Here is a 24,768-nt window from a genome sequence, read left to right on the forward strand (position 1 = left end):
CGCCCGGCTGGGCCTGGATTTCGTTTTCGTCAGCCATGATCAGAACTCCAGCCCGCCTTCACGGGCGGCATCGGCCAGCGCCTTGACGCGGCCATGGAACAGGAAGCCACCGCGGTCGAACACGACCTTGGTGACGCCCGCCGCCGTAGCAGCGGCAGCGACGCGCTTGCCGACATCGGCAGCAGCTTCGGAAGTAGCGCCGGTCTTGCCGCGCACATCCTTGTCCAGGGTCGAAGCGGCGGCCAGGGTCTTGCCCTGGGCGTCGTCGATGATCTGGGCATAGATGTGACGGCCCGAACGATGGACGCTCAGGCGGGGCTTGTGGCCCGAAACCGCCTTGAGCGCGGTGCGAACGCGGCGGCGGCGCCGCGCGAAGAGGGAAAGCTTTGCCATCTTACTTCTTCTTCCCTTCCTTGCGGAAGATGAACTCGCCGGCGTACTTGATGCCCTTGCCCTTATAGGGTTCGGGCTTGCGCCAGCGGCGGATCTCGGCGGCAACCTGACCCACCTTCTGCTTGTCGATGCCGCTGATCTCGACCGTGGTGTTATCCGGGGTCTTGATCTCGATGCCTTCAGGCACCGCGAAATCGACGTCATGCGAATAGCCGAGCTGTAGCTTCAGGGTCTTGCCCTGGGCGTTGGCGCGGTAGCCGACACCGGTGATCAGCAGCTTCTTGGAGAAACCCTCGGTCACGCCGGTGATCAGGTTCGCGATCAGCGTGCGCTGCATGCCCCAGAAAGCGCGAGCGCGCTTGCTGTCATTGGCAGGTTTCACGGCGATCGAACCGTCTTCGATGCTGTAGGTCACTTCGTCGGCCAGCGGCAGCGACAGGGTGCCCTTGGGCCCCTTCACCGACAGCTGACCGCCTTCGATGGCGGCGGTCACGCCCGCGGGGACGGCGACCGGCTTCTTACCAGTACGGCTCATCAGAACACCTCCGCCAGCACTTCGCCGCCGACATTCTGCTCGCGCGCTTCGGCGTCGGACAGAACGCCGCGGGGCGTCGAGACAATGGTGATGCCCAGGCCATTGCGCACTACCGGCAGTTCCTTGGAACCCGAATAGACGCGGCGGCCAGGCTTCGAAACGCGGGCGACATGCTTGATCGCCGGCTGGCCTTCGAAATATTTGAGCTCGATACGCAGGCCGGGGTGCTTGCCGAGGGCTTCCTCGGAATAGCCACGGATATAGCCTTCGCGCTGGAGCACGTCGAGCACGCGGGCGCGCAGCTTCGAAGCGGGGGACACAACGCTGTCCTTCTTCGCCTGCTGCCCGTTGCGGATGCGGGTGAGCATATCACCCAGGGGATCGGTCAATGCCATCTCAAATGATCCTTACCAGCTCGACTTGGTGACGCCGGGGATCAGGCCCTTGTTGGCCAGATCACGCAGCTGCACGCGGCAGAGACGGAATTTGCGGTAGTAAGCGCGAGGACGCCCCGTCAGCTCGCAGCGGTTCCGAATGCGGGTCGGATTGCCGTTGCGGGGGATCTCCGCCATCTTCAGACGCGCGATCAGACGATCGCTGTCGTCGGCCGCGGTATCATTCGCGATCGCCTTGAGCTTCGCATAGCGGCCGGCATATTTCTTCACCAGCTTCTTGCGGCGCTCGTTCTTGTTGATCGAACTCAGTTTCGCCATGACTTAAGTTCTCTTCCTTTGTCTATGCAATGGGAGAGAAGCGGGGCCTTTTCAGGCCGCCTGCTTCTGCTCTTCAAGCGGGAAGGGGAAGCCGAAGAGACGCAGCAGTTCGCGCGCTTCCTCGTCCGTCTTCGCCGTGGTGGTCACGATGATGTCCATGCCGCGCACCTTGTCGATGCGGTCATAGTTGATCTCGGGGAAGATGATCTGCTCCTTGATGCCGAAGGCATAGTTGCCACGGCCGTCGAAGCTCTTCGGATTGAGACCACGAAAGTCGCGCACGCGCGGCAGAGCGATGTTGATCAGGCGATCAAGAAACTCATACATGCGCTCGCGGCGCAGCGTGACCTTGGCGCCGATCGGCATGCCTTCACGCAGCTTGAACTGCGCGATCGACTTGCGGGCCTTGGTGATGACCGGCTTCTGGCCAGCGATCAGTTCCATTTCCTCGGCGGCTGATGTGACCTTCTTCTTGTCCTGGGTCGCCTCGCCCACGCCCATGTTGAGCGTGATCTTCTCGATCCTGGGCACTTCCATGACGTTCTTGTAGCCGAACTTCTCGGTCATCGCCTTGACGATTTCGGCATCATACTGCGCCTTGGAGCGCGGAATGTACTTGTCGGCCATTACAGCACCTCACCGGACTTGACGGCGACGCGGACCTTCTTGCCGTCGCGATCCTCGAAACGGACGCGGGTCGGCTTGCCGTCCTTGTCAGCGACCGCCACGTTCGAAATGTGGAGCGGCGCCGGCTTGCGGTCGATGCCACCCTGCGGGTTCGACTGGTCGGGCTTGCGGTGACGCGCATGCACGTTGATGCCTTCAACGAGGACCTTGTCCTCCTTGGGCAGCACAGCCAGGACAGCGCCGGTACGGCCCTTGTCCTTGCCAGCCAGGACGACAACCTTGTCGCCCTTCTTGATCTTCGCAGCGCTCATTACAGCACCTCGGGAGCAAGGCTGATGATCTTCATGTGCTGCTTTGCGCGCAGCTCACGAACGACGGGGCCAAAGATGCGGGTGCCGATCGGCTCCTGGTTCTTGTTGATCAGCACGGCGGCGTTGCCGTCGAAGCGGATCACCGAACCGTCGGGACGGCGGATGTCCTTGGCGGTGCGGACGATGACGGCGCGATGCACGTCACCCTTCTTCACCTTGCCGCGAGGCTGCGCTTCCTTGATCGAGACGACGATGATGTCGCCCACGCTCGCGAAGCGCCGCTTCGAGCCGCCCAGCACCTTGATGCACTGGACGCGCTTGGCGCCGCTGTTGTCAGCGACGTCAAGATTGGATTGCATCTGGATCATGGATCCGGTTCCTTCTTATCTGGCCTACCGAGACTGTCCCGGCGGTTCCGAATTCGTGGTTTCGGCCGGAAGATTCGAAACACGAAGCGCGGGCCTGTAACCTTTCCGACAGGAAAAGGCCAGCCCCGCGTCCGAATTTTCGACCTTTACGGCCGGTGACTGGCCTCAGGCCGCCGTTTCGGGCGACTTGTGGGTGTCCACGCGCTCGACGACCTTCCAGGTCTTGAGCTTGGAAATCGGAGCGGTCTCCTCGATGCGGACCGTTTCGCCTTCCTTGTAGACATTGCCCTCGTCATGGGCATGGTACTTCTTCGAACGGCGGATGATCTTGCCGTAGAGCGCATGCTTCACCTTGCGCTCCACGCGAACCACCACCGTCTTGTCAGCCTTGTCGGAAACCACCGTTCCCGTCAGCACGCGCTTGGGCATCGTGTGTTTCCTTTACTTCGCGGCCGAGCGCGAACGCTCGGTCTGCAGGGTCTTGATCTGCGCGATCGACCGGCGGACTTCACGCACGCGGCTGGGCTTTTCCAGCTGGTTGGTGGCCGCCTGGAAGCGCAGGTTGAACTGCTCGCGCTTCAGGTTGTTGAGTTCGGCCGACAGTTCGTCGTCCGTCTTGGTCTTGAGGTCGGCAACGTTCGCCACGGCTTAGCCCTCCAGGTGCGAGGTGTCGCCGAGGCGGGCAACGACCTTGGTCTTGACGGGCAGCTTCATCGCGGCACGCGAGAATGCCTCTGCTGCGAGCGGGCCGGGTACGCCGTCCAGTTCGAACAGGATACGGCCCGGCTTGACGCGAGCGGCCCAATATTCGACCGATCCCTTACCCTTGCCCTGACGGACTTCGGCAGGCTTCTTGGAAACCGGCACGTCGGGGAACACGCGGATCCACAGACGGCCCTGACGGCGAAGGTGACGCTGGATCGCACGGCGTGCCGCCTCGATCTGGCGGGCGGTGACGCGCTCGGGTTCAAGAGCCTTCAGACCATAGGCGCCGAAGTTCAGAGCAGAACCGCCCTTGGCGTCGCCCTTGATCCGGCCCTTGAAGGTCTTGCGGAACTTCATTTTTTTCGGTTGCAGCATGACGCTATACCTACCTTATTCTCAGCGCGCCGGGCGCACGCCGGAGGTCTGAGCCTCCAGCATCAGCCGGTCGGTAGCCATCGGATCGTGACCAAGGATTTCGCCCTTGAAGATCCAGACCTTGATGCCGCAGACGCCATAAGCGGTATGCGCTTCGGCTTCGGCATAATCGACGTTCGCGCGCAGCGTGTGCAGCGGAACGCGGCCTTCGCGATACCATTCCACGCGGGCGATTTCCGCGCCGCCCAGACGGCCGCCGCAGGTGATCTTGATGCCCTCGGCGCCGAGACGCAGAGCCGACTGCACCGCGCGCTTCATGGCGCGACGAAAAGCGACGCGGCGTTCCAACTGGTCGGCGATACCCTGCGCAACGAGCTTGGAATCGATTTCCGGCTTGCGGATTTCGACAATGTTCAGGCTGACGTCCGAAGAGGTCAGGCTGCCCAGCTTCTTGCGCAGCTTTTCGATGTCCGCGCCCTTCTTGCCGATGATGACACCGGGACGGGCAGCGTAGATCGACACGCGGCACAGCTTGGCCGGACGCTCGATCACGACCTTCGAGATCGCGGCCTGCGGCAGGTTCTTCATGATATACTGGCGGATCTTCAGATCCTCCAGCAGCAGGCGGCCATAGTCCGCGCCTTCGGCGAACCAGCGGCTGTCCCAGGTGCGGTTGATCTGCAGGCGCAGACCGATCGGATTGCTCTTGTGACCCATAGTCTTACGCCTCCGCTTCTTCAGCTGCCTCACGCACGACAATGCGCACGCGGCTGAAGGGCTTCAGGATCCGGGTCGACTTGCCGCGGCCGCGGGCGTGGAAGCGCTTCATGGTGAAGCTCTTGCCCACCGATGCTTCCGCGACGACCAGCGCGTCGACGTCCAGATTGTGGTTGTTTTCCGCATTGGCGATGGCCGAAGCCAGCACCTTGCGCACATCGACCGCCATCGCCTTCTTCGAGAAGGCGAGGATGTTCAGCGCGTCCTCGACCTTGCGGCCGCGAATGAGCGTGGCGACCAGGTTCAGCTTCTGCGCCGAACCACGGATCTGCGTGCCAACGGCCAGCGCCTCATTGTCGGCGACGCGACGGGGAGCCTTTTCCTTGCTCATTAGCGCTTGCCCTTCTTGTCGGCAGCGTGGCCGGGGAAGTAGCGGGTCGGGGCGAATTCGCCCAGCTTGTGACCCACCATGTCCTCGTTCACCGAGACCGGCACATGCTTGCGGCCGTTATAGACGTTGAACGTCAGGCCAACGAACTGCGGCAGGATGGTGGAGCGGCGCGACCAGGTCTTGATCGGACCAGCACGGCCACCGGCATCCTGAGCGACTTCCGCCTTCTTCAGAAGGCTGAGGTCCACGAACGGACCTTTCCAGACGGAACGAGCCATCTCGCTTACCTCTTCTTCTTCGCGTGGCGGCTACGGATGATGAACTTGTCCGTCGCCTTGTTGTGGCGGGTGCGCGCACCCTTGGTCGGCTTGCCCCAGGGCGTGACCGGATGACGGCCGCCCGAGGTCCGGCCTTCACCACCGCCATGCGGGTGGTCGACCGGGTTCTTCGCCACACCGCGCGTCAGCGGACGCTTGCCGAGCCAGCGGTTGCGGCCGGCCTTGGCGAGGTTGGTGTTGGCGTTGTCCGGGTTCGACACGGCACCGACGGTGCCCATGCAGTCCGAACGGATGTAACGCTGCTCGCCCGAGGACAGGCGGACCATCACCATGCCACGATCGCGGCCGACCAGCTGGGCATAGGTGCCCGCCGAACGGCAGAGCTGACCGCCCTTCCCGGGCTTCATCTCGATATTGTGGATGATGGTGCCGACCGGCATCTGACCGAGTTCCATCGCGTTGCCCGGCTTCACGTCAGTCTTCTTGCCCGCGACGACCTTGTCACCGGGAGCCAGACGCTGCGGCGCCAGGATATAGGCCTGGGTGCCGTCGGGATAGTTGACCAGCGCGATGAAGGCGGTGCGGTTGGGGTCATATTCCAGACGCTCAACCGTGCCCTCGACGTCCCACAGGCGGCGCTTGAAGTCGATGATGCGGTAACGCTGCTTGTGACCGCCCGCGATGCCGCGCGAGGTCACATGGCCCTTGTTGTTGCGGCCGCCGGTCTTGCGCTTGCCTTCGGTCAGCGCCTTGACGGGCTTGCCCTTGTGCAGGCCGCTGCGGTCGACGAGGATCAGGCCGCGCTGGGCCGGGCTCGTCGGGTTGTAGCTCTTAAGCGCCATGGTCAGCGCACTCCTTCGGTGATGTCGATCGACTGGCCGTCAGCCAGGCGAACGATCGCCTTCTTCACGTCAGACCGCGTGTAGGGCTTGCCCTTCCACTTCTTGGTCTTGCCCTTGGCGACCAGCGTGTTCACGCTCTTGACGGTCACGCCCCAGAGCGCTTCGACGGCGGCCTTGATCTCCGGCTTGGTCGCGTCATTGGCAACCTTGAAGACCACGGCGTTGTTCTCGGAGAGAAGGGTCGACTTCTCGGTGATGACCGGCGCGACAACCACGTCATAATGACGGTTGTCGACCTTCGCGGCTTCTTTCTTAGCCATTGAAACGCGCCTCCAGCTTTTCGACCGCGGCGCGCGTCAGCACCAGCGAATCCGCCCTAAGGATGTCGTAGACATTAGCGCCGACAGCCGGCAGCAGGTCCACGCCGACGATGTTCGCCGAAGCCTTCGCAAAGCTGACATTCACCGCGTCGCCGTCGATGAACAGCGCCCGATTGCCAGTTGCACTGAGGTTCAGCTTGGCGAGCTGCGCGACCAGAGCCTTGGTCTTGCCTTCCGCCACGTCGAGATTGTCGAGAACGATCAGCGATCCGTCCTTCGCCTTCGACGACAGGGCCATTTTCAGGCCGAGCGCACGCACCTTCTTGTTGAGGTCGTGACCGAAGGTGCGGGCGCGGGCGCCGTGTGCCTTACCACCGCCGATGAACACGGGCGCCTTGCGGTCGCCGTGACGAGCCGTACCGCCGCCCTTCTGGCGGCCGAACTTCTTGCCGGTGCGGGCGACGTCCGAACGCTCGCGGGTAGCGCGAGCCGGGGCGCGACGCTTTTCAAGCTGCCAGAGGACGACGCGGTGCAGGATGTCGGTGCGGGGCTCGACGCCGAACACGGCATCGTTCAGCTCCACATCGCCAGCGGCTTGCGCGTCGAGGGTCTGTACCTTGACCTTCATGATTAGCCCTCCTGGCCTTCGGTGGCTTCGGGAGCGGCGGCTTCTTCAGCCGGCGTCTCGGCCGGAGCGCTGTTGCTGTTGGCAGCCTGCTTCAGGCTGGCGGGATAGGGGGCATCCGCCGGGCGCTTCACCTTGACGGCGTCGCAAACGGTGAGCCAGGTGCCCTTGGCGCCCGGAACGCTGCCCTTGACGAACAGCAGGCCGCGCTCGACATCGGTGCGCACGATTTCCAGATTCTGCTGGGTCCGCTCGCGGTCACCCATGTGACCTGCCATCTTCTTGTTCTTGAAGACGCGGCCCGGATCCTGGCGGTTGCCGGTCGAACCATGGGCACGGTGGCTGATGGACACGCCGTGGGTGGCGCGCATACCGCCGAAACCCCAGCGCTTCATGGCGCCCGCGAAACCCTTGCCCTGGGTATGACCGGCGACATCGACCAGCTGACCGGCGATGAAATGGTCGGCCGCGATCTCGGCGCCGACATCGAGGAGCGCATCCTCGGCGACACGGAATTCGACCAGACGCGCCTTGGGCTCCACTTCCGCCTTGGCGAAGTGGCCGCGCTGCGGCTTGGCGACATTCTTGACCTTCGCAACGCCCGCGCCGAGCTGAACCGCGACATAACCGTCACGATCGACTTCCTTGCGGGCTACGACCTGATTACCCTCAAGGGCCAGAACCGTAACCGGAACGTGCCGTCCGTCCTCCTGGAACAGGCGGGTCATCCCGACTTTCTTAGCGATCACGCCTGTGCGCATCACTGATTACTCCCATAGAGGCCCGCCTTAGCAGCGGGCGTATCCAACGAAAAAACCGCTCAGGATCTCTCCTTCGCGGCCCAACCCAAATAGCGATCACCCCGTCAGGGTTGGATGCCGACCCCTGCTCGGGGAAGGCGACGGGGGACCGGAGACCACGGACCTTCCAGTTCACCGGAGGAGCCGTGCGGTATCCCTTGTGCCGTTTTGAGCTTCCGGTCGCCCGGAATGCCCGATACCCTGCCCTCCCCAGGGAAAGCAGGGACTTGCCAGCCTTTTAGGCCAGCTTGATTTCGACGTTCACGCCGGCAGCCAGATCCAGCTTCATCAGCGCGTCGACCGTCTGCGGCGTCGGCTGCACAATGTCAAGCATGCGCTTGTAGGTGCGGACCTCGAACTGCTCGCGCGACTTCTTGTCGATGTGCGGGCCACGGTTGACCGTGAACTTTTCGATGCGCGTCGGAAGGGGAATCGGACCGCGGATAAGAGCGCCGGTGCGGCGGGCGGTGTCGGCGATGTCGCCGGTCGCCTGATCAAGCACGCGATGATCGAACGCCTTCAGGCGAATGCGGATATTGCTGTCCATTGTTCCTGTACCGATGCGAAAGAGCCAATAACAAACCGCCCCATCTGCTGCCCTTCTAGCTCATTCGAGCCGGAGAAAGGCGATCCGGGGCGGTGAAAATTCCGAGCGGCGCGAATCAGGCGATTCGCGCCGCTGCGGTCCTATATTACTTCGAGATCGTGCCGACAACCCCGGCGCCGACGGTGCGGCCGCCTTCACGGATGGCGAAGCGCAGGCCCGCATCCATCGCGATCGGAGCGATCAGCTTGACGCCGAGCTTCACATTGTCGCCGGGCATGACCATTTCGGTGCCTTCGGGCAGGATCACTTCGCCGGTCACGTCAGTGGTGCGGAAGTAGAACTGCGGACGATAGTTCGCGAAGAACGGGGTGTGACGGCCGCCTTCTTCCTTCGACAGGACATAAACTTCGGCGTCGAACTCGGTGTGCGGGGTGATGGTGCCGGGCTTGGCCAGAACCTGGCCGCGCTCGACTTCTTCACGGCCCACGCCACGGATCAGCGCGCCGATGTTATCGCCAGCTTCACCCTGGTCGAGCAGCTTGCGGAACATTTCCACGCCAGTGACGGTGGTCTTGCGGGTGTCCTTCAGACCGACGATCTCGACTTCTTCGCCAACCTTGACGATGCCGGTTTCGACGCGGCCGGTGACCACGGTGCCGCGGCCCGAGATCGAGAACACGTCTTCGATCGGCATCAGGAACGGCTTGTCAACCGGACGCTCCGGCTGCGGGATGAACGAGTCGACAGCAGCCATCAGCTTCAGAACGGCGTTCTTGCCGATTTCGTCGTTCGAACCGTCAAGAGCCTTCACAGCCGAACCGGCGATGATCGGAATATTGTCGCCGTCAAAGTCATAGGACGACAGCAGTTCGCGGATTTCCAGTTCGACCAGTTCGAGGATTTCCGGGTCATCGACCAGGTCGACCTTGTTCATGAACACGACCAGCTGGGGAACGCCGACCTGGCGGGCGAGCAGGATGTGCTCGCGGGTCTGCGGCATCGGGCCGTCGGTGGCCGACACGACCAGGATGGCGCCGTCCATCTGGGCCGCACCGGTGATCATGTTCTTGACGTAGTCGGCGTGGCCGGGGCAGTCGACGTGCGCGTAGTGGCGGGCTTCGGTCTCATATTCGACGTGCGCGGTCGAGATGGTGATGCCGCGCTCGCGCTCTTCGGGAGCCTTGTCGATATTGGCGTAATCAACGAAGGTCGCGCCGCCGGTTTCGGCGAGAACCTTGGTGATCGCCGCGGTCAGCGAGGTCTTGCCATGGTCGACGTGACCGATGGTGCCGATGTTGCAGTGCGGCTTGTTCCGCTCAAACTTAGCCTTAGCCATTTTTTCCTACCTTCTAATCAAATCAGCTTGGTCAGACCGCTCGGCCGCGCCTCGCGAAGGCGCGTCCATAGCAGCAAATTCACAGATTACCAGCCCCTAACCGAGCCGTTTGCACGGCCCGGTCAAGGAAATCGTCAGGCCATCTTCGCCTTGACTTCGTCCGCAACATTCTGCGGCACTTCGTCATAGTGGGAGAAGATCATCGAGTAGTTCGCGCGGCCCTGCGTGAAGGAGCGCAACTGGTTCACATAGCCGAACATATTGGCCAGCGGGACCATCGCCTCGACCACCTGCGCATTGCCGCGGCTGTCGGTGCCCTGGATCTGGCCGCGGCGGCTGTTCATGTCGCCGATGACGTCGCCCAGATATTCTTCCGGGGTCACGACTTCGACCTTCATGATCGGTTCGAGCAGCTTGATGCCCGACTTTGACGCCGCTTCGCGCATCGCGCCACGGGCGCAGATTTCGAAGGCCAGCGCCGACGAGTCGACATCGTGATAGGCGCCGTCCGTCAGATGGACTTCGAAGTCGATGATCGGGAAGCCGATCAGGTGGCCCGTCTCGGCCGTCTCACGGAAACCCTTTTCCACTGACGGGATATATTCGCGGGGGATGTTGCCGCCCTTGATCTCGTCGAAGAACTGGAAGCCCGATCCACGCTCGCCGGGGATGACGGTAACCTTAACGCGGCCAAACTGGCCCGATCCGCCCGACTGCTTCTTGTGGGTGTAGTCGATGTCGACCTTCTTCGCGAGATATTCGCGATAGGCGACCTGCGGCGCACCGACATTCGCCTCGACCTTGAACTCGCGCTTCATGCGGTCGACGAGGATTTCGAGGTGAAGTTCGCCCATGCCCTTGATGATGGTCTGGCCCGATTCGTGATCGGTCGACACGCGGAAGGACGGGTCCTCGGCAGCCAGGCGGTTGAGGGCGATGCCCATCTTTTCCTGGTCGGCCTTGGTCTTGGGTTCGACCGACAGTTCGATGACCGGCTCGGGGAATTCCATCCGCTCCAGGATGATCGGCTGGCGCTCGGCGCACAGCGTATCGCCGGTGGTGGTTTCCTTGAGGCCCGCCAGCGCGACGATGTCGCCCGCATAGGCGGTGTCGATGTCCTCACGCGAGTTGGCGTGCATGAGGAGCATGCGGCCGATCTTTTCCTTCTTGTCCTTGACCGAGTTCAGATAGCTGCCCTTGGTCAGCGTGCCCGAATAGACGCGCAGGAAGGTCAGCGAGCCCACGAACGGATCGTTCATGATCTTGAACGCCAGGCCTGAGAAGGGCGCATCGTCCGCGGTCTTGCGGCTGTCGGGCTGATCGGTGTCGGGGTTGATGCCCTGCACGTCCTCGATGTCGAGCGGGCTCGGCAGATAGTCGACGACCGCGTCGAGCAGCGCCTGCACGCCCTTGTTCTTGAAGGACGAGCCGCACAGCACCGGCACGAAGGCATGGCCCAGCGTCCCCTTGCGGATCAGCTTCTTGAGCGTGGCGATGTCGGGCTCATTGCCTTCCAGATAGGCTTCCATCGCCTCGTCATCCTGCTCGACGGCGAGTTCGATCAGCTTTTCGCGATATTCGGCCGCCTTGTCGGCGAGATCGGCCGGAATCTCTTCATAGAAGAATTCGGCGCCCAGGCTCTCATCCTTCCAGATGATCGCGCGGTTCTCGACCAGGTCGACCAGGCCCTTGAAGTCCGATTCCGCGCCGATGGGCAGGTACAGGACGGCCGGGGTCGCGCCCAGGCGATCGATGATCGTCTGCACGCAATAATAGAAGTTGGCGCCGGTGCGGTCGAGCTTGTTGATGTAGCACATCCGCGGAACCTTGTACTTGTCCGCCTGGCGCCACACGGTTTCGGACTGCGGCTCAACGCCCGCAACGCCGTCGAACGCGGCGACCGCGCCGTCGAGCACGCGCAGCGAGCGCTCGACCTCGATCGTGAAGTCGACGTGGCCGGGCGTGTCGATGATGTTCAGGCGGTGATCGCGCCAGAAACAGGTCGTCGCGGCCGACGTGATGGTGATGCCACGCTCCTGCTCCTGCTCCATCCAGTCCATGGTGGCGGCGCCTTCATGCACTTCGCCGATCTTGTAGGACTTGCCGGTATAATAAAGGATGCGCTCGGTCGTGGTGGTCTTGCCGGCGTCGATATGCGCCATGATACCGAAATTGCGATAGCGTTCGAGCGGATGGCTGCGGGCCATGATGCTTCTCCGTTGCCGGCGCGCCGGCGGTCAAGTGAATGAGTCTTGCGGCTGGCCCCTAAACCAATCCGTCCGCCATGGGTAGTCCCACGGCGAACGGACCGATTGTCAAAACCAGAAAAGCAAGGCGGGCACGTAAGCGCCCGCCCTGAATTACCAGCGGTAGTGCGAGAAGGCGCGGTTCGCTTCCGCCATGCGGTGCGTGTCCTCGCGCTTCTTGACGGCATTGCCGCGGTTGTTGGCGGCGTCCAGCAGCTCGCCCGACAGGCGGGCGGCCATGGTGGTTTCGCTGCGGTTGCGCGAAGCCGTGATCAGCCAGCGGATCGCCAGCGCCTGAGCGCGCTCGGGGCGCACTTCGACGGGGACCTGGTAGGTCGCACCGCCGACGCGGCGGCTGCGGACTTCGATGCCTGGCTTCACATTGTTGAGGGCATCATGGAACATCGCGATCGGGTCCTTCTTGGACTTCGCTTCGACAGTGTCGAGAGCGCCGTAGACGATGGACTCGGCGACGGCCTTCTTGCCGTCCTGCATGATGCTGTTCATGAACTTCGACAGCACGACATCACCGAACTTGGGATCGGGCAGGATGACGCGCTTTTCGGGGCGACGGCGACGTGACATATTACTGGTCCCCCTTCTTACTTCGGACGCTTGGCGCCGTACTTCGAACGGCTCTGCTTGCGGTCCTTGACGCCCTGGGTATCCAGAACGCCGCGCAGCACATGGTAACGAACACCGGGCAGGTCGCGCACGCGGCCGCCACGGATCAGCACGACGCTGTGCTCCTGAAGATTGTGACCTTCACCCGGAATATAGGTGATGACTTCGCGCTGGTTGACCAGGCGCACCTTCGCCACCTTGCGCAGAGCCGAGTTCGGCTTCTTCGGGGTCGTCGTGTAAACGCGGGTGCAAACGCCGCGCTTCTGCGGGTTTGCTTCCATTGCAGGGACCTTCGACTTGGTCTTCTGCAGTTCGCGGCCCTTGCGGACCAGCTGGTTGATCGTTGGCATGAAGCCCTTCACCTTTTTCAGTTACTTTACCGCCTGCATTCCCGTTTCCTGCCGCAGGAAGGCGATAGCCTCCAAACAGCAAAGGCCCCGGGCGGGCATATGCCCCCTGGAGCCGCAAGAGCAGCCGGCAATGTTCAGCTCTGTATTCACCCCGCATGTCGTCGACTGGGAAAGACGAATCTTTGCAACCGCAGGCCGCCGGGCAGGCGCGCCTATAGCGGCGGCGCTGGCCGGGGTCAAGAAAGGGCTCCGTCGCCGTTCGCCCCATGGTGAACGGAAAATTAGGAGAATGATAAGATTCTATAAAGTAACGCAATTATATGGCTTTAACCAGGAACGCCGGCTTGGAACGGATGTGACGCAAATTTCCCGCCTGACGGGCGAATTCATCAGCGCAGCGCAAGAGGCGGCTTTTCAGAAAGAGCGCCTGTCCGAATCGCGCCGCCACGCCCGCACGCTGTTCGCCCTTTCCGCCTTGCTGAACACGCTGTTCCTGCTCAGCGACTGGCGTTTCGCCGGTACGCCGCATTTCTGGGTCGCGGTGCCCGCGCGCGTCTTCGTCATCGTCAGTTCGGTCATGTGCTTTCTGCTGAGCAGGCGGATGGGCAGCTTCAGGACGGTGGAGCGCTACTGCTTCGCCTGGCAGATGGCGACGGCGCTGGGCGTCGCGGTCCTGGTCTCTGCCCGCACCGATCTTGCCCTGTTCGTGCTGGCGATGCTGCCCCTTCTCTTCTATCTGGTCGTGCCCACCAGTTTCCGCGGCAATTTCGGCGGCGGTCTGGGCTGCGGCATCGCCTTGCTGATCGGCTATCTCAGCCCGGCGCCGCTCTCGCCCACCGCGCCCGGCCTGATCATCGGCTTGCTGACGCTCCACTGCGCCATGTGGATCGCCATCACCCGCACCAACCGGTTGCAGCGCCAGGAATGGACGGCGCGGCAGGTGGCGCAGTCGGCGCGGGCGGCGCTTGCCAGCAACAGCGAAACGCTGGAGCGCATGTTCATGAGCGTGCCCATCCCCCTGCTCGTCACGCGCGAGGGGACGGTGATCCGCTTCAACGATGCCGCAGCGGCCATGTTCGGGGCGGACGGCGATATTTCCGATGTGCATGTGCTGCGGGAACGGTCACCCCTGCTTTCGACCCTGCGCGATTATGTCGCGACGGGCGAGGAGGTGAGCAATCATGAATGCCGCCTCTTCGGCCGGGGCGCCGTCGCCCATGATGTCCTGCTCGCGTCCCGCCCCATTCTGATCGGCGGAGAGGAATGCATCCTCTCCAGCATCGTCGACATTTCGGACCGCAAGGAGGCTGAGCGCCATCTCGCCCATCTGGCGATGACGGACGCGCTGACCGGCCTTGCCAACCGTTCGCACTTCATGGCGACGCTGGGCCAGATCGCGGGCGCGCGGAGCCATGGCGGCAGCCAGACAGCGGTGGTGCTGATCGATGTCGACGAATTCAAGCGGATCAACGACAGCGCTGGGCATGATGCAGGCGACGCCCTGCTGCGCGCCGTCGCCCAGCGGCTGCAACAGGCGGTCCGGCCTGGCGATCTGGTCGCGCGGATGGGCGGTGACGAGTTCGCCGTGCTGCTGACCCGGCTCACCTCGGCAGCGGACCTGCAAGGCATTCTGGGGCGGATGACGGCGTCGCTGCACCAGCCGCTATCCTATGGGAAGCGCGACCTCGACTGCCGCGTCAGCATGGGCGCGGCGCTGTTCCCCGAACATGCGGCCAATATCGCCGACCTGATGAAACATGCCGACATCGCCCTGTATGAAGCGAAGAATGCCGGGCGCGGCCGCGCCTGCCTGTTCGAACCGGGGCTGCTGGTGCGCTGGCAGCGCGAGGCGCGCATGCTGGACTGCGCGCGCGAAGCGCTGCTCCAGGCGCCGCCCCGGCCCTGGTATCAGCCCAAGGTCGATCTGGTCACCGGCAATATCATCGGCTTCGAAGCGCTGCTCCGCTGCGTGCGGCCGGACGGCACGGTGATCATGCCCGGCGATATCGCCGCCGCGTTCGAACATTGGGAACTTGGCCGCACCATTACGGAGCGAATGGTCTCGCAAGTGCTGGCCGACTGCCGCAGGTGGCAGGACCAGGGCGTCGATTTCGGCCATGTCGCCATCAACGTTCCCGGCGTGGAACTGCATGACAGCAGCTTCCCCGGCCGCCTGCTCGCGCAATTGCGCTGCGCCGACGTGCCGCCGCACAGGATCGAGCTGGAAGTGACCGAGTCCGTCTTCCTTGGCCGAAATACCGAAGTGGTGGAACGCAGCCTTCACCGCTTGAGCCAGGAAGGGGTTTCGATCGCGCTGGACGATTTCGGCACCGGCTTTGCGTCCCTTTCGCACCTCAAGCAGTTCCCGATCGACATCATCAAGATCGACCAGCGTTTCGTGCGCGATCTTGAAACCGATCCCGATGACGCGGCGATCGTGCGCACGGTGCTGAGCCTCGCCTACAGCCTGGGCATCCGCACCGTCGCGGAAGGCGTCGAAAATGAGCATCAGCTCGATTATCTTCGCGCGGGCGGGTGCCATTATGGGCAGGGTTTCCATTTCGGCGCCGCCATGCCCTCGGCGAAGATCCCCGCCATGCTCAAGCGGAACGGGGGCGAATCGACCGCCGGTAAAATTGCCTGACTTTTTTTGGAACTGAATGACGGCGCGATCGTTTCAGCCCGCTTCACGTTCGACTCGTCACGAGTCCGGCGCGGTGGATTCGCGCGCCCTTCCTGGTTTTGTTAGCGGCCCCTGGTCTTTGAAAACATGCCGGGGTCGCAATTGCCATATCAGTTCAAGAGGAGGGCAGCCGCCCTTCGGGCCTGGATCATCGCCCTGTGCCCGGAGAGGGAAGTTGCGCTGCGTTCCGCCGGGCACCTCAGATCCTTCCGCCTTTCCACACGCATGCAGCTCGTCGCGGCCGCCCTGCTGGCAGGGCTGGCGCTCGCCTGGCTGGCGTTCACCGTCTCCCTTGTCAGCGCCCGGATGGAAATGGCGCGCGAACGCACCAGCCTGACAGCCAAGAAGCAAGCGGTCGAAGGCGCGGCGAGCAAGGTCGACAGCTATCGCCAGTCGATCGATGCGCTCGCCCGCGACCTGCGGCAGCGGCAGGACTTCATCGACGACCTGTACCGCACTCATTTCGGCGAAGCGGACGGGCAGCCGGGTGACGGCGCGACCTCCAGCCCCGTCACGCAAGGCGCCGTCGAGCCCCGCATTCCCGCCGATGCCTCGCCCCAGGCGGCCGCCCTGCTGAAGATCGATGCGCGCCAGCGGCATTTCGCGCTACGCCTGACCCAAGCGGTCGAACAGCGCGCGGACAGGACAGCCGCCGCCATCCGCAGCTTCGGCCTTAACCCCAATGCGCTGGCGCGGCGGGCTGCGCAGGCGCAGGGCGGCCCCTTCGTTCCATGGCGCGGCCAGGGCGGCGATCTGCCCGGCGAATTCGAAAAGCTGGCGAGCGCCCTTGCGCGGATGGAGGGGCTGGAAAGCGGCCTCCTGTCGATTCCCTCCGGCCTTCCGACCGCAGCGCCGATGCAGTCCAGCTCCTATGGCTATCGCCGCGATCCGTTCAACGGCCATGCCGCCTTCCACGCGGGCATCGACTTTCCGGGCCGCCGTGGCCAGCCGATCCTTGCCGCCGCCGCGGGGCGGATCATCTTCGCCGGGCAGCGCAGCGGCTACGGCAATGTGATCGAGGTCGAACATGGCAACGGCCTCACCACCCGTTACGCCCACCTGTCCGCCTTCGCCGCGCGCGCCGGGCAGCGGGTGCGGCGCGGCGACAAGATCGGGCTGATGGGATCGACGGGCCGCTCCACCGGCGACCATCTGCATTTTGAGGTGCGAATGAACGGCGAGGCCATCAATCCCCGCCGCTTCCTGGAAACGCCGGACGATGTGATCCGCGCGCAGAAGATGGCGCGCGCCCGCTTTGCGGAGATTGGCGGCCGGGGCTGATCCGGCGCATCAGTTGACCGGAGGCCGCCTGCGATAGCTGAGCGCTTCGGCGACATGCACGCGGCCCACCTTTTCGGCCCCCGCCAGATCGGCGATCGTCCGCGCCACGCGCAGCACGCGGGTATAGCCGCGCGCGGACAGCTTCATCGCCACCGCCGCCTGCGCCAGCAATTCCCGCCCCGGCGCATCGGGTCCGGCCACTTCCTCCAGCCTCTCGCCATCCACTTCGGCGTTGGTCCGCGTGGGCGTCCCTTCATAGCGGCGGGTCTGCCGGTCCCGCGCCTGCGCCACCCGCGCCGCCACCTCGGCCGATCCTTCGGAGGGCGGAGGCAGCACCAGATCGGCGGCGGTCACCGCCTGCACCTCCACATGCAGGTCGATGCGGTCCAGCAGCGGCCCCGACACCTTCGCCTGATAGTCCGCCGCGCACCGGGGCGCGCGCGAGCAGGCAAGCGCCGGATCGCCCAGATGGCCGCAGCGGCACGGGTTCATGGCGGCGATCAGCTGCACCCGCGCCGGGAAGGTGACATGCGCATTGGCGCGCGCGACCGTCACCTCGCCGGTCTCCAGCGGCTGCCGCAGGGAATCGAGGACAGATCGCTGGAATTCGGGCAGCTCGTCCAGGAACAGCACGCCCAGATGCGCCATGCTGACTTCCCCCGGCCGCGCGCGCAGTCCGCCGCCCACCAGCGCCGCCATCGACGCACTGTGGTGCGGGTTGCGGAACGGCCGAGCCCGGCTGATCCGCCCGCCCTCCAGCGTGCCGGCGACACTGGCGACCATTGATGTTTCCAGCGCCTCGCCCGGCGTCAGTTCCGGCAATATGCCCGGCAGGCAACTCGCCATCAGCGACTTGCCAGCGCCAGGCGGCCCGACCATCAGCCCGTATGTGACGTGAAGACCCACAGTTAGGCCGCACTATCGGACTGAGGAACATGTTACGCCGGAGACCGAAATTGCTTCACGTTGACCGATCACAGTTTGCTGCCGACCTCGCCGCTGCTGCGAAGGCTCGGGTTTACAGCTACACTCGCTTCTCCACACCCGAACAGGCACTCGGCGACAGCTATCGCCGCCAAACCGAGGCCGCCGCCAAGTGGGCCGCGAGACGCGGCCTCGTACTGGATGACGCTCTGTCATTCTTCGATGAAGGCGTCTCAGCATTTCGTGGATCAAACACTGGGGAGGATCGCGGACTTGGCCGCTTCCTTTATGCTTGTCGATCCGGGCTGGTGCCGCGCGGCTCATACTTTCTTGTCGAAAGCTTGGACCGCGTGAGCCGTATGGCCCCGCGCCGAGCCCAGCGCCTCCTCGACGACATCGTGGACGCGGGCGTCACAATTGTTACCCTGAATGATGGGCAGGAATATACCGCCGAACGCCTCGACAATGATCCCACGGCCCTGCTCATCGCCCTTATGGTTGCTTGGCGGGCTCATGAGGAAAGCAAAACGAAGGCACGGCGGCTGGCCGAGGCATGGCAGGAGAAGCGTCGCAAGATCACGGCAGGTGAAAGCGACAAGCTGACCGAGCGCGCCCCCGGATGGCTCCGGTGGACCTCCGAAGGCTGGACCATCATCCCCGAACGGGGCGAGGTCGTCCGGCGGGTCTTCGCGATGACACTGGAAGGCGTCGGGGAACACAAGATCGCCGCCACCTTGAATGAGGAAGGCGTTCCTGTCTTTGGCCGGGGCAAAATGTGGCATCGCTCCGCCATCGCCAAGCTGCTCCGCAACCCTTCTGTCATCGGAACCTTAATCCCCGGCCGCATCGAATATGTGGACGGTAAGCGCACCCGTGTGCTGGAGGAGCCGGTCTTGAACGCCTATCCGTCCGTCATCTCGGAAGCCGATTGGTTTTCTGTCAGGGCGCTGAAAGACGGCGAGACCGATGCCGTAAGGGGTCGGGGAGCCAAGGCACCGCTTGCCAACGTCCTGTCCGGCCTCGCCCGCTGTCCTGACTGCGGAGCCGCCATGACGCGCGTCAATAAGGGACGAAAGGGCGGAACGCCTAAGCTGGTCTGCACCCGCGCCAAGGCGGGAGCAGAAAAGCACTACCGCACGGTCTCCCTCGACCTTGTGGAGCAGGCGGTCCTTTCGTCCTGGCACAAGCTGGCCGCCACTATCCCTGCCGGGGAGCGCCATGCCGACCTCGACCGGGAGCGGGAGAACGCGAAAGGGACCATCAGCGCCCTTGAGGATCACCTCGGAGACCTCACGGACGCCCTTTCCCGCTCACCTTCACACACTGTCGCCCAAGCCATCCGCCGCGTGGAACAGGAACTCCGCACGATGCGGGAGGCACTGCGGGATATAGAAGAGCAGCAAGCGGGAGCCGATGGCGGTCTCATCCACATGCGGCTGGCTAACCTTGCCGATGCCATGGAGCCTGCCGAGGGCGAGGTCTCGCTTGCGGCGGTCAATGCGGGGCTGCGGACCTTGTTCTCCGGGGTCGTCGTAGATCACCGCGAGGGGACGCTGGGATTCCAGTGGAAGCAGGGAGGCGTGACCCCAGTCATATACGCATGGCCGCAGGAGGCGGCTCAGGAGCCTTCCTGAGCGCCGCCACATCAAGTCCGCACCTCCCCTACAGCATTTTCTGGATCGTTGCCCTGCGAGTCTAGAATGGCCGTTTTCGACCATGTCAATTAGGGCGCACTGTCGGTCAGGGAAACGCCTTGGCCGTCAATTTTTCATGGAGCAACAAATGAGCACCTTCACGCTGAATTTCAGGGACAATGACGGCGATTTCCTCAACTTCCTGAAACAGCTTTATCTCGGCGCACCTGTGGAAGAGGCCGCAAGGGCCGTTGGTGCGCTGCCAGCACCTCATGTGCAGATCGAGCCCCTGAACTTCAAAGGCAGGGACAAGCTCAGCCGGGCGATCCGCGAGCTTGGCGCGGCAGAACGCGGGATCGACCCAAACATTCCGCAAGGCTGCACGATTGCGGCTGCTATTCATGATGCCAGCAACGCCGTCGCAGACAGCCTCAACGATGTTGCCTTTGATGTCTTGGAGCGCAGCGGAGAGTTAGGAGAAGCTGCCTTCAAGGAGCTTGAAGTCATCCAGACGGCTTTGCTGAACTTCACCAAGATAGTGACGGCCACCAAGCTGAACTAAATACAGCAGCTAATCCCGCCGTCCCCTCGCCCACCGCCGGAAGCGACCCTCAGCACCCCTCTCGACCTCAATCTGTCGAAGGGCGCGCTGGGGGTCTTCCATGAAACGCGCAGCGGTTTCCTCCCGGCCGGTCTCCAGCCCGAACTTATATGCCAAGCGCAGCGCCCAGCCGCCGACCACTACCAGCAACAGCCAGCTTGACCAATCCGTGTTGTCGAACATTTTTCCCCCTGCACCACCGCGTTAGCATCCGTGCGGAACCTTGGCCAGCCGATCCGTGGAAGCCTCCGTTCAATTAGGCCGCACTCTCGGGGTGGGATATAGAAGGCTTATCTATAGGAGTTCCTAAAGGGCTCCTTCAGCGTCCAGAGGGAACACCTTCTACAATCCTTCTCCATGATCCTTCCTTGGGTGTGTCCAAGTCTGGATTGTTCCCGGTCTCCTGCCTCTCTCCAATTAGGCCGCACTCTCGGAGTAAGAAACCCCAGCGGCCCGCAACCGTCCCGCTGTTCTCCTCCAGACCTCCCGCAGCGCCTCCCGGCGTGATCCCCGGTTGATGGCTGCTGCCCGTGTGCCCGTTCCTTCCATGCAGGACCGGGAGGAGCGGGCACACCCCCATTCGCGCACGGTCCTGCCGCCGCGATGCCGCCGAGGCTCTGCCTCACATCGCCACCCCAACGAAAGACATATTATGACCCAAGACACCGCCGCCTCTGCGCCTGCTGCCGAGGACGCATCCGACCTCGACATCGCCCGCGAGATTGCATCGGTCGATTTCATGTCCCTGCCGAGCCGTCATGAAATCATCGGCAACCCCGGCATGGTTGCCAAGGCACCCACGAAGGTGACCGCGCTTGCTCCCGAACACCGGGAGGGCATCCTTGCGCAACTGTCCACCTATCCTGCGGAAATGCGGGAAGAGATGGAGGCAAAGCTCGTCCAGGAGAAGGCTGCTGAACTGGTCGCTGGTTACCGCCGCCACACTGGTCCGGGCGACGGAGCCACAGAGTTCCACAAGGAAAGATGGGCCATTGCGCGGGAGATCGAAGACCTGAACCGCGAGCTTGACCATGTATTGCTCAAGCTGACGGAGGTCGCTCACATCGATCCCAAGACTGGCGAGCAAACCCTGCGCTACCCCATCGGCCATCCTCGCCGGACTGGCCTTGAAGCCGAGATGGACCGAATCAATCATGCCATCAACCTGCTGACCGGTGTTGAAGGCGAGAAGCGTCTGAAGACCGCCATGGACAAGTCCATTGCTGCCGAACGGGCCCGCCGGGCTGAACTGGCCGATGCTGCCGAGGTCGAACGCCGGGCAAAGCATCTGGCGCGTGAGGCGGAACTCAACCGCCGGGCCGAAAGCAAGGCACGGTTCCTGAGCAGCAATGTCTCTAGCTGGAACTGATGAGCTACTACCGCGCACCGAGCCGCACGGCTCCCCCGAGGTCCAGCGGACCCAAGCAGTCGCGCAACGCGAACTATCCTGAGCCCTACACGGAACCGCCGGTCTCTGAGGAAATCCCCATGCCCGGTGGGATCGTGCGGGTGGACTACAGGTGAACCCCTAGGGGACGGCTGGCCGCTCCCCGGCCGTCACCACCCCTAATCGAAAGGAACCGCTATGGCTGGTCGCCCTCGCAAAGTGCCCCCTGTCCCCGTGCCGTCCGGCCAAAAATTCTGTTTCAAGTGCATGACCGCAAAGCCGGTTGATGCGTTCGCCCTCGACCTCGCCACATGGGATCAGCGCCGGACCATCTGCCGGTCCTGCGATGATGCCCGCTATCGGGCCTACTACGCCCGCCGACGCTGGCAACAGACCAAGGCCCGCCTTGAAGCGACCTTCACGGCTCCTGCGGCTCCCTGCATCCCCCGATCAACCCCGAAGACGACCGGCGAACCCCGCCCGGTCCAGTAGGATACTAATGACCAACACCCGCATGTCCCGCGCCGCTGCCATTGCAGCCAAGTGCCGGGACTGCATTTTCGACCCGCTCGCCCGTGGCACATGGCGGGAACAGGTCGCCGCCTGCGAAGGTGGACACTGTGCCCTTCACCCCGTTCGCCCCGTTCCCCGGTCCTGCATCGTGAACGGTGAGATTCACCGCCCGAGCATCGCAGCAATCCGGCGGAAGCTGGATGAACCCCAATGGAGCCACCGTAAATGACCGAGAGATTTCCTTACGCCACCCGCGCCGCACAGCACCATGACCGCGACTACTTCGCCACATTGTCCCTCGCGTTTCGCAAGGCATCCCCTGAGATGATCCGGGGCGCGGCATCGCGACGGCGAGGGGCAGGACAGCGGGCAAGGAGCCGGGTCGTTGTGTGAGCCAGTCACGGCGGCCATTGCTGTCGGGGTGGCGTCGGTCGCATCAACGACCGCAACCGTCATCGGCCAGGCCAAGGCGGCAAAGGCGCAGGCCAAGGCGCTCAACGAGCAGTTCGCCGCCGTGGCCGAGGAGAACCGTCTCGCGGCATCTGCGGAAATGTTCGAAAGAGACCGAGCGGCCCGGCGGGAGCAAGCCCGCATCCGCACGGCGGCCGGTGAGGCAGGCCTTGGCCTGAACTCGGGTGCCGTGGAGCAACTGCTGCTGGATAGCGCCATGCAGAACGAGTTGGCGAACCAGCGGTCGTTGGCAAACCGTGAAAGCCGGGACGCTGCGGCGAAGGCGGACGCCACCTCCATGATGTCCCGTGTGCAGAAGCCGACTATGCTCGGGGCTGGGCTTCAGATTGGATCGTCGGCGTTAAGCGCGTGGTCGGGCATTCAGGATGCCAAGCTTCGAGTAAGCCCCCCTCCGTTCAGAGGAACCCCGGTCCAAAGGCCGCCGCGCATGTCGTCGAAAACTTCGCGATGGATTTAACTGCTGCCATCAGGTCGGTTAGTTTCACTGCACATTTCCGAACGCCCATATGCACCCACGAACTCTCACGGTCTCCCCCGTGGGGGTGGGGGCGCATGGTCTGACGAATGGGCCGGGGGCAGCGTCTGGTATAGATCAGGACCCCCGGCACCATCCTTGAACGCCCCTGTTAGCGAAGCGGCCGGTCCACCTCGAAGCAGTAGGTCTTCCTGCCGAGCCTCACAGTCCAGCGGACATGCCTCTCAGCCCGACCCCATTGAGGCCGTGTGTCCCAAGCCTCCCGCGAACAACCGATGCGCTTGGAAGAAGCCATGAGCCCTGCCTCTTCCGCTTCATCCAGATCAAGGGTGACAGTGCGGAACAGGTGACGTTGGTTCACAGCAATTTCGAAGATCATATGCCCTCCACAGACTGATGTGAGGGCTCCCATTTAATGCACGACGACAGCTAAGTCTCTGAGAATAAACTCCCATTAGCCTGACTATCCGCCTAACGGGAAGGCTTCCACGGAGTTCTGCGGATTTGCTGTGGGGGCGGTGAGTCCAGCCGAGTCCGATTTGCGGCGAACCGAGATTGCCTGAGATTTCAGGGGAATGCGTTGGGTGTGTCAAAAACCCCCTCGAGAGATCGGCAGGATCGCCCACGGATTTCTGCGGCTTTCCAGACCGCGCTGCCCTGTATCATAAACCACTTGTTTCCTGACACAATCCGAGATAGAGGTTCGGGCAGACGGAAGGCCGATGCTTTCCACACTCGGGGCAGATGCCCTGCTTCTTTTCAACGGAGCCGACATGACCAAGCGCGTTGCCTTCTACCTCCGAGTGTCCACCGGGGGGCTCTGTTGCAAAAATCGTGAAGCTTGAGCATGCTTGGCGGAGATTGGACGGACGGAACGATGACGGATTTCAAGTGGCGCCATTTCCAGGGTGATGTGATCCTGTGGGCGGTGCGCTGGTATTGTCGCTATCCGATCAGCTATCGCGACCTTGAGGAAATGCTGGCGGAACGCGGCATTTCGGTCGACCATACGACGATCTATCGCTGGGTCCAGTGCTACGCCCCGGAGATGGAGAAGCGGCTGCGCTGGTTCTGGCGGCGTGGCTTTGATCCGAGCTGGCGCCTGGATGAAACCTACGTCAAGGTGCGGGGCAAGTGGACCTACCTGTACCGGGCAGTCGACAAGCGGGGCGACACGATCGATTTCTACCTGTCGCCGACCCGCAGCGCCAAGGCAGCGAAGCGGTTCCTGGGCAAGGCCCTGCGAGGCCTGAAGCACTGGGAAAAGCCTGCCACGCTCAATACCGACAAAGCGCCGAGCTATGGTGCAGCGATCACCGAATTGAAGCGCGAAGGAAAGCTGGACCGGGAGACGGCCCACCGGCAGGTGAAGTATCTCAATAACGTGATCGAGGCCGATCACGGAAAGCTCAAGATACTGATCAAGCCGGTGCGCGGTTTCAAATCGATCCCCACGGCCTATGCCACGATCAAGGGATTCGAAGTCATGCGAGCCCTGCGCAAAGGACAGGCTCGCCCCTGGTGCCTGCAGCCCGGCATCAGGGGCGAGGTGCGCCTTGTGGAGAGAGCTTTTGGCATTGGGCCCTCGGCGCTGACGGAGGCCATGGGCATGCTCAACCACCATTTCGCAGCAGCCGCCTGATCGGCGCAGAGCGACAGCCTACCTCTGACTGCCGCCAATCTTTGCAACAGAGCC

Annotated in this window: 30 protein-coding genes and 1 pseudogene; 7 read left to right on the top strand and 24 right to left on the bottom strand. The window is 63.3% G+C overall.

The features are described 5' to 3' along the window. Positions 1 to 39: 39 nt before the first annotated feature. From rplR to rpsL, 22 genes are all read right to left on the bottom strand, one after another. On the bottom strand, positions 40 to 393 hold the full coding sequence (rplR, locus tag L288_RS39720) for a 50S ribosomal protein L18 (RefSeq protein ID WP_021239749.1): 354 nt from the start codon (positions 391 to 393) through the stop codon (positions 40 to 42). 1 nt (position 394) lies between these two features. Then, positions 395 to 928, bottom strand: a complete 534-nt coding sequence (gene rplF / locus L288_RS39725) for a 50S ribosomal protein L6 (RefSeq protein ID WP_021239750.1) — start codon at positions 926 to 928, stop codon at positions 395 to 397. After that, positions 928 to 1,323, bottom strand: a complete 396-nt coding sequence (gene rpsH / locus L288_RS39730; protein ID WP_021239751.1) for a 30S ribosomal protein S8 — start codon at positions 1,321 to 1,323, stop codon at positions 928 to 930. Before rpsH ends, rplF begins: the two co-directional genes overlap by 1 nt. Positions 1,324 to 1,335: 12 nt before the next feature. Beyond that, complete coding sequence (gene rpsN / locus L288_RS39735; protein ID WP_009820643.1) at positions 1,336 to 1,641, bottom strand: 30S ribosomal protein S14; 306 nt, start codon at positions 1,639 to 1,641, stop codon at positions 1,336 to 1,338. A gap of 51 nt (positions 1,642 to 1,692) precedes the next feature. Beyond that, complete coding sequence (rplE, locus tag L288_RS39740; protein WP_021239752.1) at positions 1,693 to 2,268, bottom strand: 50S ribosomal protein L5; 576 nt, start codon at positions 2,266 to 2,268, stop codon at positions 1,693 to 1,695. Next, positions 2,268 to 2,579 carry a 50S ribosomal protein L24 gene (gene rplX / locus L288_RS39745; protein WP_021239753.1) on the bottom strand — a complete coding sequence of 104 codons (312 nt, stop codon included), beginning with the start codon at positions 2,577 to 2,579 and terminating at the stop codon, positions 2,268 to 2,270. The genes rplE and rplX overlap by 1 nt, the downstream gene beginning before the upstream one ends. Beyond that, entirely contained in the window at positions 2,579 to 2,947 is a 369-nt protein-coding gene (rplN, locus tag L288_RS39750) for a 50S ribosomal protein L14 (protein WP_021239754.1), read from the bottom strand. The genes rplX and rplN overlap by 1 nt, the downstream gene beginning before the upstream one ends. A 165-nt stretch (positions 2,948 to 3,112) precedes the next feature. Continuing rightward, positions 3,113 to 3,376 carry a 30S ribosomal protein S17 gene (rpsQ, locus tag L288_RS39755; protein ID WP_021239755.1) on the bottom strand — a complete coding sequence of 88 codons (264 nt, stop codon included), beginning with the start codon at positions 3,374 to 3,376 and terminating at the stop codon, positions 3,113 to 3,115. A 12-nt stretch (positions 3,377 to 3,388) separates the two neighbouring features. Next, positions 3,389 to 3,592, bottom strand: coding sequence for a 50S ribosomal protein L29 (gene rpmC, locus L288_RS39760; RefSeq protein WP_021239756.1), 204 nt, complete (start codon positions 3,590 to 3,592; stop codon positions 3,389 to 3,391). A 3-nt stretch (positions 3,593 to 3,595) separates the two neighbouring features. Further along, positions 3,596 to 4,027, bottom strand: a complete 432-nt coding sequence (gene rplP / locus L288_RS39765) for a 50S ribosomal protein L16 (protein ID WP_021239757.1) — start codon at positions 4,025 to 4,027, stop codon at positions 3,596 to 3,598. 21 nt (positions 4,028 to 4,048) lie between these two features. Beyond that, a complete protein-coding gene (rpsC, locus tag L288_RS39770; RefSeq protein ID WP_021239758.1) occupies positions 4,049 to 4,744 on the bottom strand; it encodes a 30S ribosomal protein S3 in 696 nt (231 codons plus the stop codon). A 4-nt stretch (positions 4,745 to 4,748) separates the two neighbouring features. Beyond that, a complete protein-coding gene (gene rplV / locus L288_RS39775; RefSeq protein WP_021239759.1) occupies positions 4,749 to 5,135 on the bottom strand; it encodes a 50S ribosomal protein L22 in 387 nt (128 codons plus the stop codon). Next, positions 5,135 to 5,413: a 30S ribosomal protein S19 gene (gene rpsS, locus L288_RS39780; protein ID WP_021239760.1), complete on the bottom strand. Its 279-nt coding sequence runs from the start codon at positions 5,411 to 5,413 to the stop codon at positions 5,135 to 5,137. The genes rplV and rpsS overlap by 1 nt, the downstream gene beginning before the upstream one ends. Before the next feature lie 5 nt (positions 5,414 to 5,418). After that, positions 5,419 to 6,255, bottom strand: a complete 837-nt coding sequence (rplB, locus tag L288_RS39785) for a 50S ribosomal protein L2 (RefSeq protein WP_021239761.1) — start codon at positions 6,253 to 6,255, stop codon at positions 5,419 to 5,421. Between the two features lie 2 nt (positions 6,256 to 6,257). Continuing rightward, the gene (locus L288_RS39790) at positions 6,258 to 6,575 is read right to left on the bottom strand and encodes a 50S ribosomal protein L23 (RefSeq protein ID WP_021239762.1); all 318 of its coding nucleotides are present in this window, start codon (positions 6,573 to 6,575) and stop codon (positions 6,258 to 6,260) included. Next, the gene (rplD, locus tag L288_RS39795; protein WP_021239763.1) at positions 6,568 to 7,203 is read right to left on the bottom strand and encodes a 50S ribosomal protein L4; all 636 of its coding nucleotides are present in this window, start codon (positions 7,201 to 7,203) and stop codon (positions 6,568 to 6,570) included. Before rplD ends, L288_RS39790 begins: the two co-directional genes overlap by 8 nt. A gap of 2 nt (positions 7,204 to 7,205) precedes the next feature. Continuing rightward, positions 7,206 to 7,961, bottom strand: coding sequence for a 50S ribosomal protein L3 (gene rplC, locus L288_RS39800; RefSeq protein WP_021239764.1), 756 nt, complete (start codon positions 7,959 to 7,961; stop codon positions 7,206 to 7,208). Between the two features lie 277 nt (positions 7,962 to 8,238). After that, positions 8,239 to 8,547, bottom strand: coding sequence for a 30S ribosomal protein S10 (gene rpsJ, locus L288_RS39805; RefSeq protein ID WP_007686587.1), 309 nt, complete (start codon positions 8,545 to 8,547; stop codon positions 8,239 to 8,241). 145 nt (positions 8,548 to 8,692) lie between these two features. Continuing rightward, positions 8,693 to 9,883, bottom strand: coding sequence for an elongation factor Tu (gene tuf, locus L288_RS39810; RefSeq protein WP_021239765.1), 1,191 nt, complete (start codon positions 9,881 to 9,883; stop codon positions 8,693 to 8,695). Positions 9,884 to 10,017: 134 nt separating this feature from the next. Next, a complete protein-coding gene (gene fusA / locus L288_RS39815; RefSeq protein ID WP_021239766.1) occupies positions 10,018 to 12,090 on the bottom strand; it encodes an elongation factor G in 2,073 nt (690 codons plus the stop codon). Between the two features lie 153 nt (positions 12,091 to 12,243). Beyond that, a complete protein-coding gene (rpsG, locus tag L288_RS39820; protein ID WP_007686590.1) occupies positions 12,244 to 12,714 on the bottom strand; it encodes a 30S ribosomal protein S7 in 471 nt (156 codons plus the stop codon). Positions 12,715 to 12,731: 17 nt separating this feature from the next. After that, the gene (rpsL, locus tag L288_RS39825) at positions 12,732 to 13,103 is read right to left on the bottom strand and encodes a 30S ribosomal protein S12 (protein ID WP_007686591.1); all 372 of its coding nucleotides are present in this window, start codon (positions 13,101 to 13,103) and stop codon (positions 12,732 to 12,734) included. 355 nt (positions 13,104 to 13,458) lie between these two features. On the opposite strand from rpsL, the gene L288_RS0122320 reads away from it, so the two are divergent. Then, positions 13,459 to 15,747 (top strand): putative bifunctional diguanylate cyclase/phosphodiesterase, encoded by a 2,289-nt coding sequence (locus L288_RS0122320; protein ID WP_031304895.1) that lies wholly within the window; start codon positions 13,459 to 13,461, stop codon positions 15,745 to 15,747. Between the two features lie 141 nt (positions 15,748 to 15,888). Continuing rightward, entirely contained in the window at positions 15,889 to 17,067 is a 1,179-nt protein-coding gene (locus L288_RS39830) for a M23 family metallopeptidase (RefSeq protein WP_236613075.1), read from the top strand. A gap of 9 nt (positions 17,068 to 17,076) precedes the next feature. Here L288_RS39830 and L288_RS39835 read toward each other — a convergent pair. Beyond that, positions 17,077 to 17,949: pseudogene (locus tag L288_RS39835) on the bottom strand (YifB family Mg chelatase-like AAA ATPase); the annotation flags it as partial. Positions 17,950 to 18,023: 74 nt separating this feature from the next. Between L288_RS39835 and L288_RS42780 the strand changes: the two are divergent. Together L288_RS42780 and L288_RS39845 are read left to right on the top strand one after the other, a co-directional pair. Continuing rightward, a complete protein-coding gene (locus tag L288_RS42780; RefSeq protein ID WP_161625681.1) occupies positions 18,024 to 19,625 on the top strand; it encodes a recombinase family protein in 1,602 nt (533 codons plus the stop codon). A gap of 148 nt (positions 19,626 to 19,773) precedes the next feature. Beyond that, positions 19,774 to 20,187: a hypothetical protein gene (locus L288_RS39845; RefSeq protein WP_021239770.1), complete on the top strand. Its 414-nt coding sequence runs from the start codon at positions 19,774 to 19,776 to the stop codon at positions 20,185 to 20,187. A gap of 9 nt (positions 20,188 to 20,196) precedes the next feature. On the opposite strand, the gene L288_RS44030 is transcribed toward L288_RS39845, so the two are convergent. Next, complete coding sequence (locus L288_RS44030; RefSeq protein WP_021239771.1) at positions 20,197 to 20,409, bottom strand: hypothetical protein; 213 nt, start codon at positions 20,407 to 20,409, stop codon at positions 20,197 to 20,199. Between the two features lie 469 nt (positions 20,410 to 20,878). On the opposite strand from L288_RS44030, the gene L288_RS39855 reads away from it, so the two are divergent. The 3 genes from L288_RS39855 to L288_RS39875 all read left to right on the top strand — a co-directional run bounded on the left by L288_RS39855 (position 20,879) and on the right by L288_RS39875 (position 24,714). Further along, positions 20,879 to 21,595, top strand: coding sequence for a hypothetical protein (locus L288_RS39855; RefSeq protein WP_021239772.1), 717 nt, complete (start codon positions 20,879 to 20,881; stop codon positions 21,593 to 21,595). Between the two features lie 916 nt (positions 21,596 to 22,511). Further along, entirely contained in the window at positions 22,512 to 23,054 is a 543-nt protein-coding gene (locus L288_RS39865; protein ID WP_021239773.1) for a virion core protein, T7 gp14 family, read from the top strand. 895 nt (positions 23,055 to 23,949) lie between these two features. After that, positions 23,950 to 24,714, top strand: coding sequence for an IS6-like element IS6100 family transposase (locus L288_RS39875; protein WP_001389365.1), 765 nt, complete (start codon positions 23,950 to 23,952; stop codon positions 24,712 to 24,714). Positions 24,715 to 24,768 lie beyond the last annotated feature (54 nt).

The organism is Sphingobium quisquiliarum P25 (assembly GCF_000445065.1).
GTDB lineage: Bacteria > Pseudomonadota > Alphaproteobacteria > Sphingomonadales > Sphingomonadaceae > Sphingobium > Sphingobium quisquiliarum.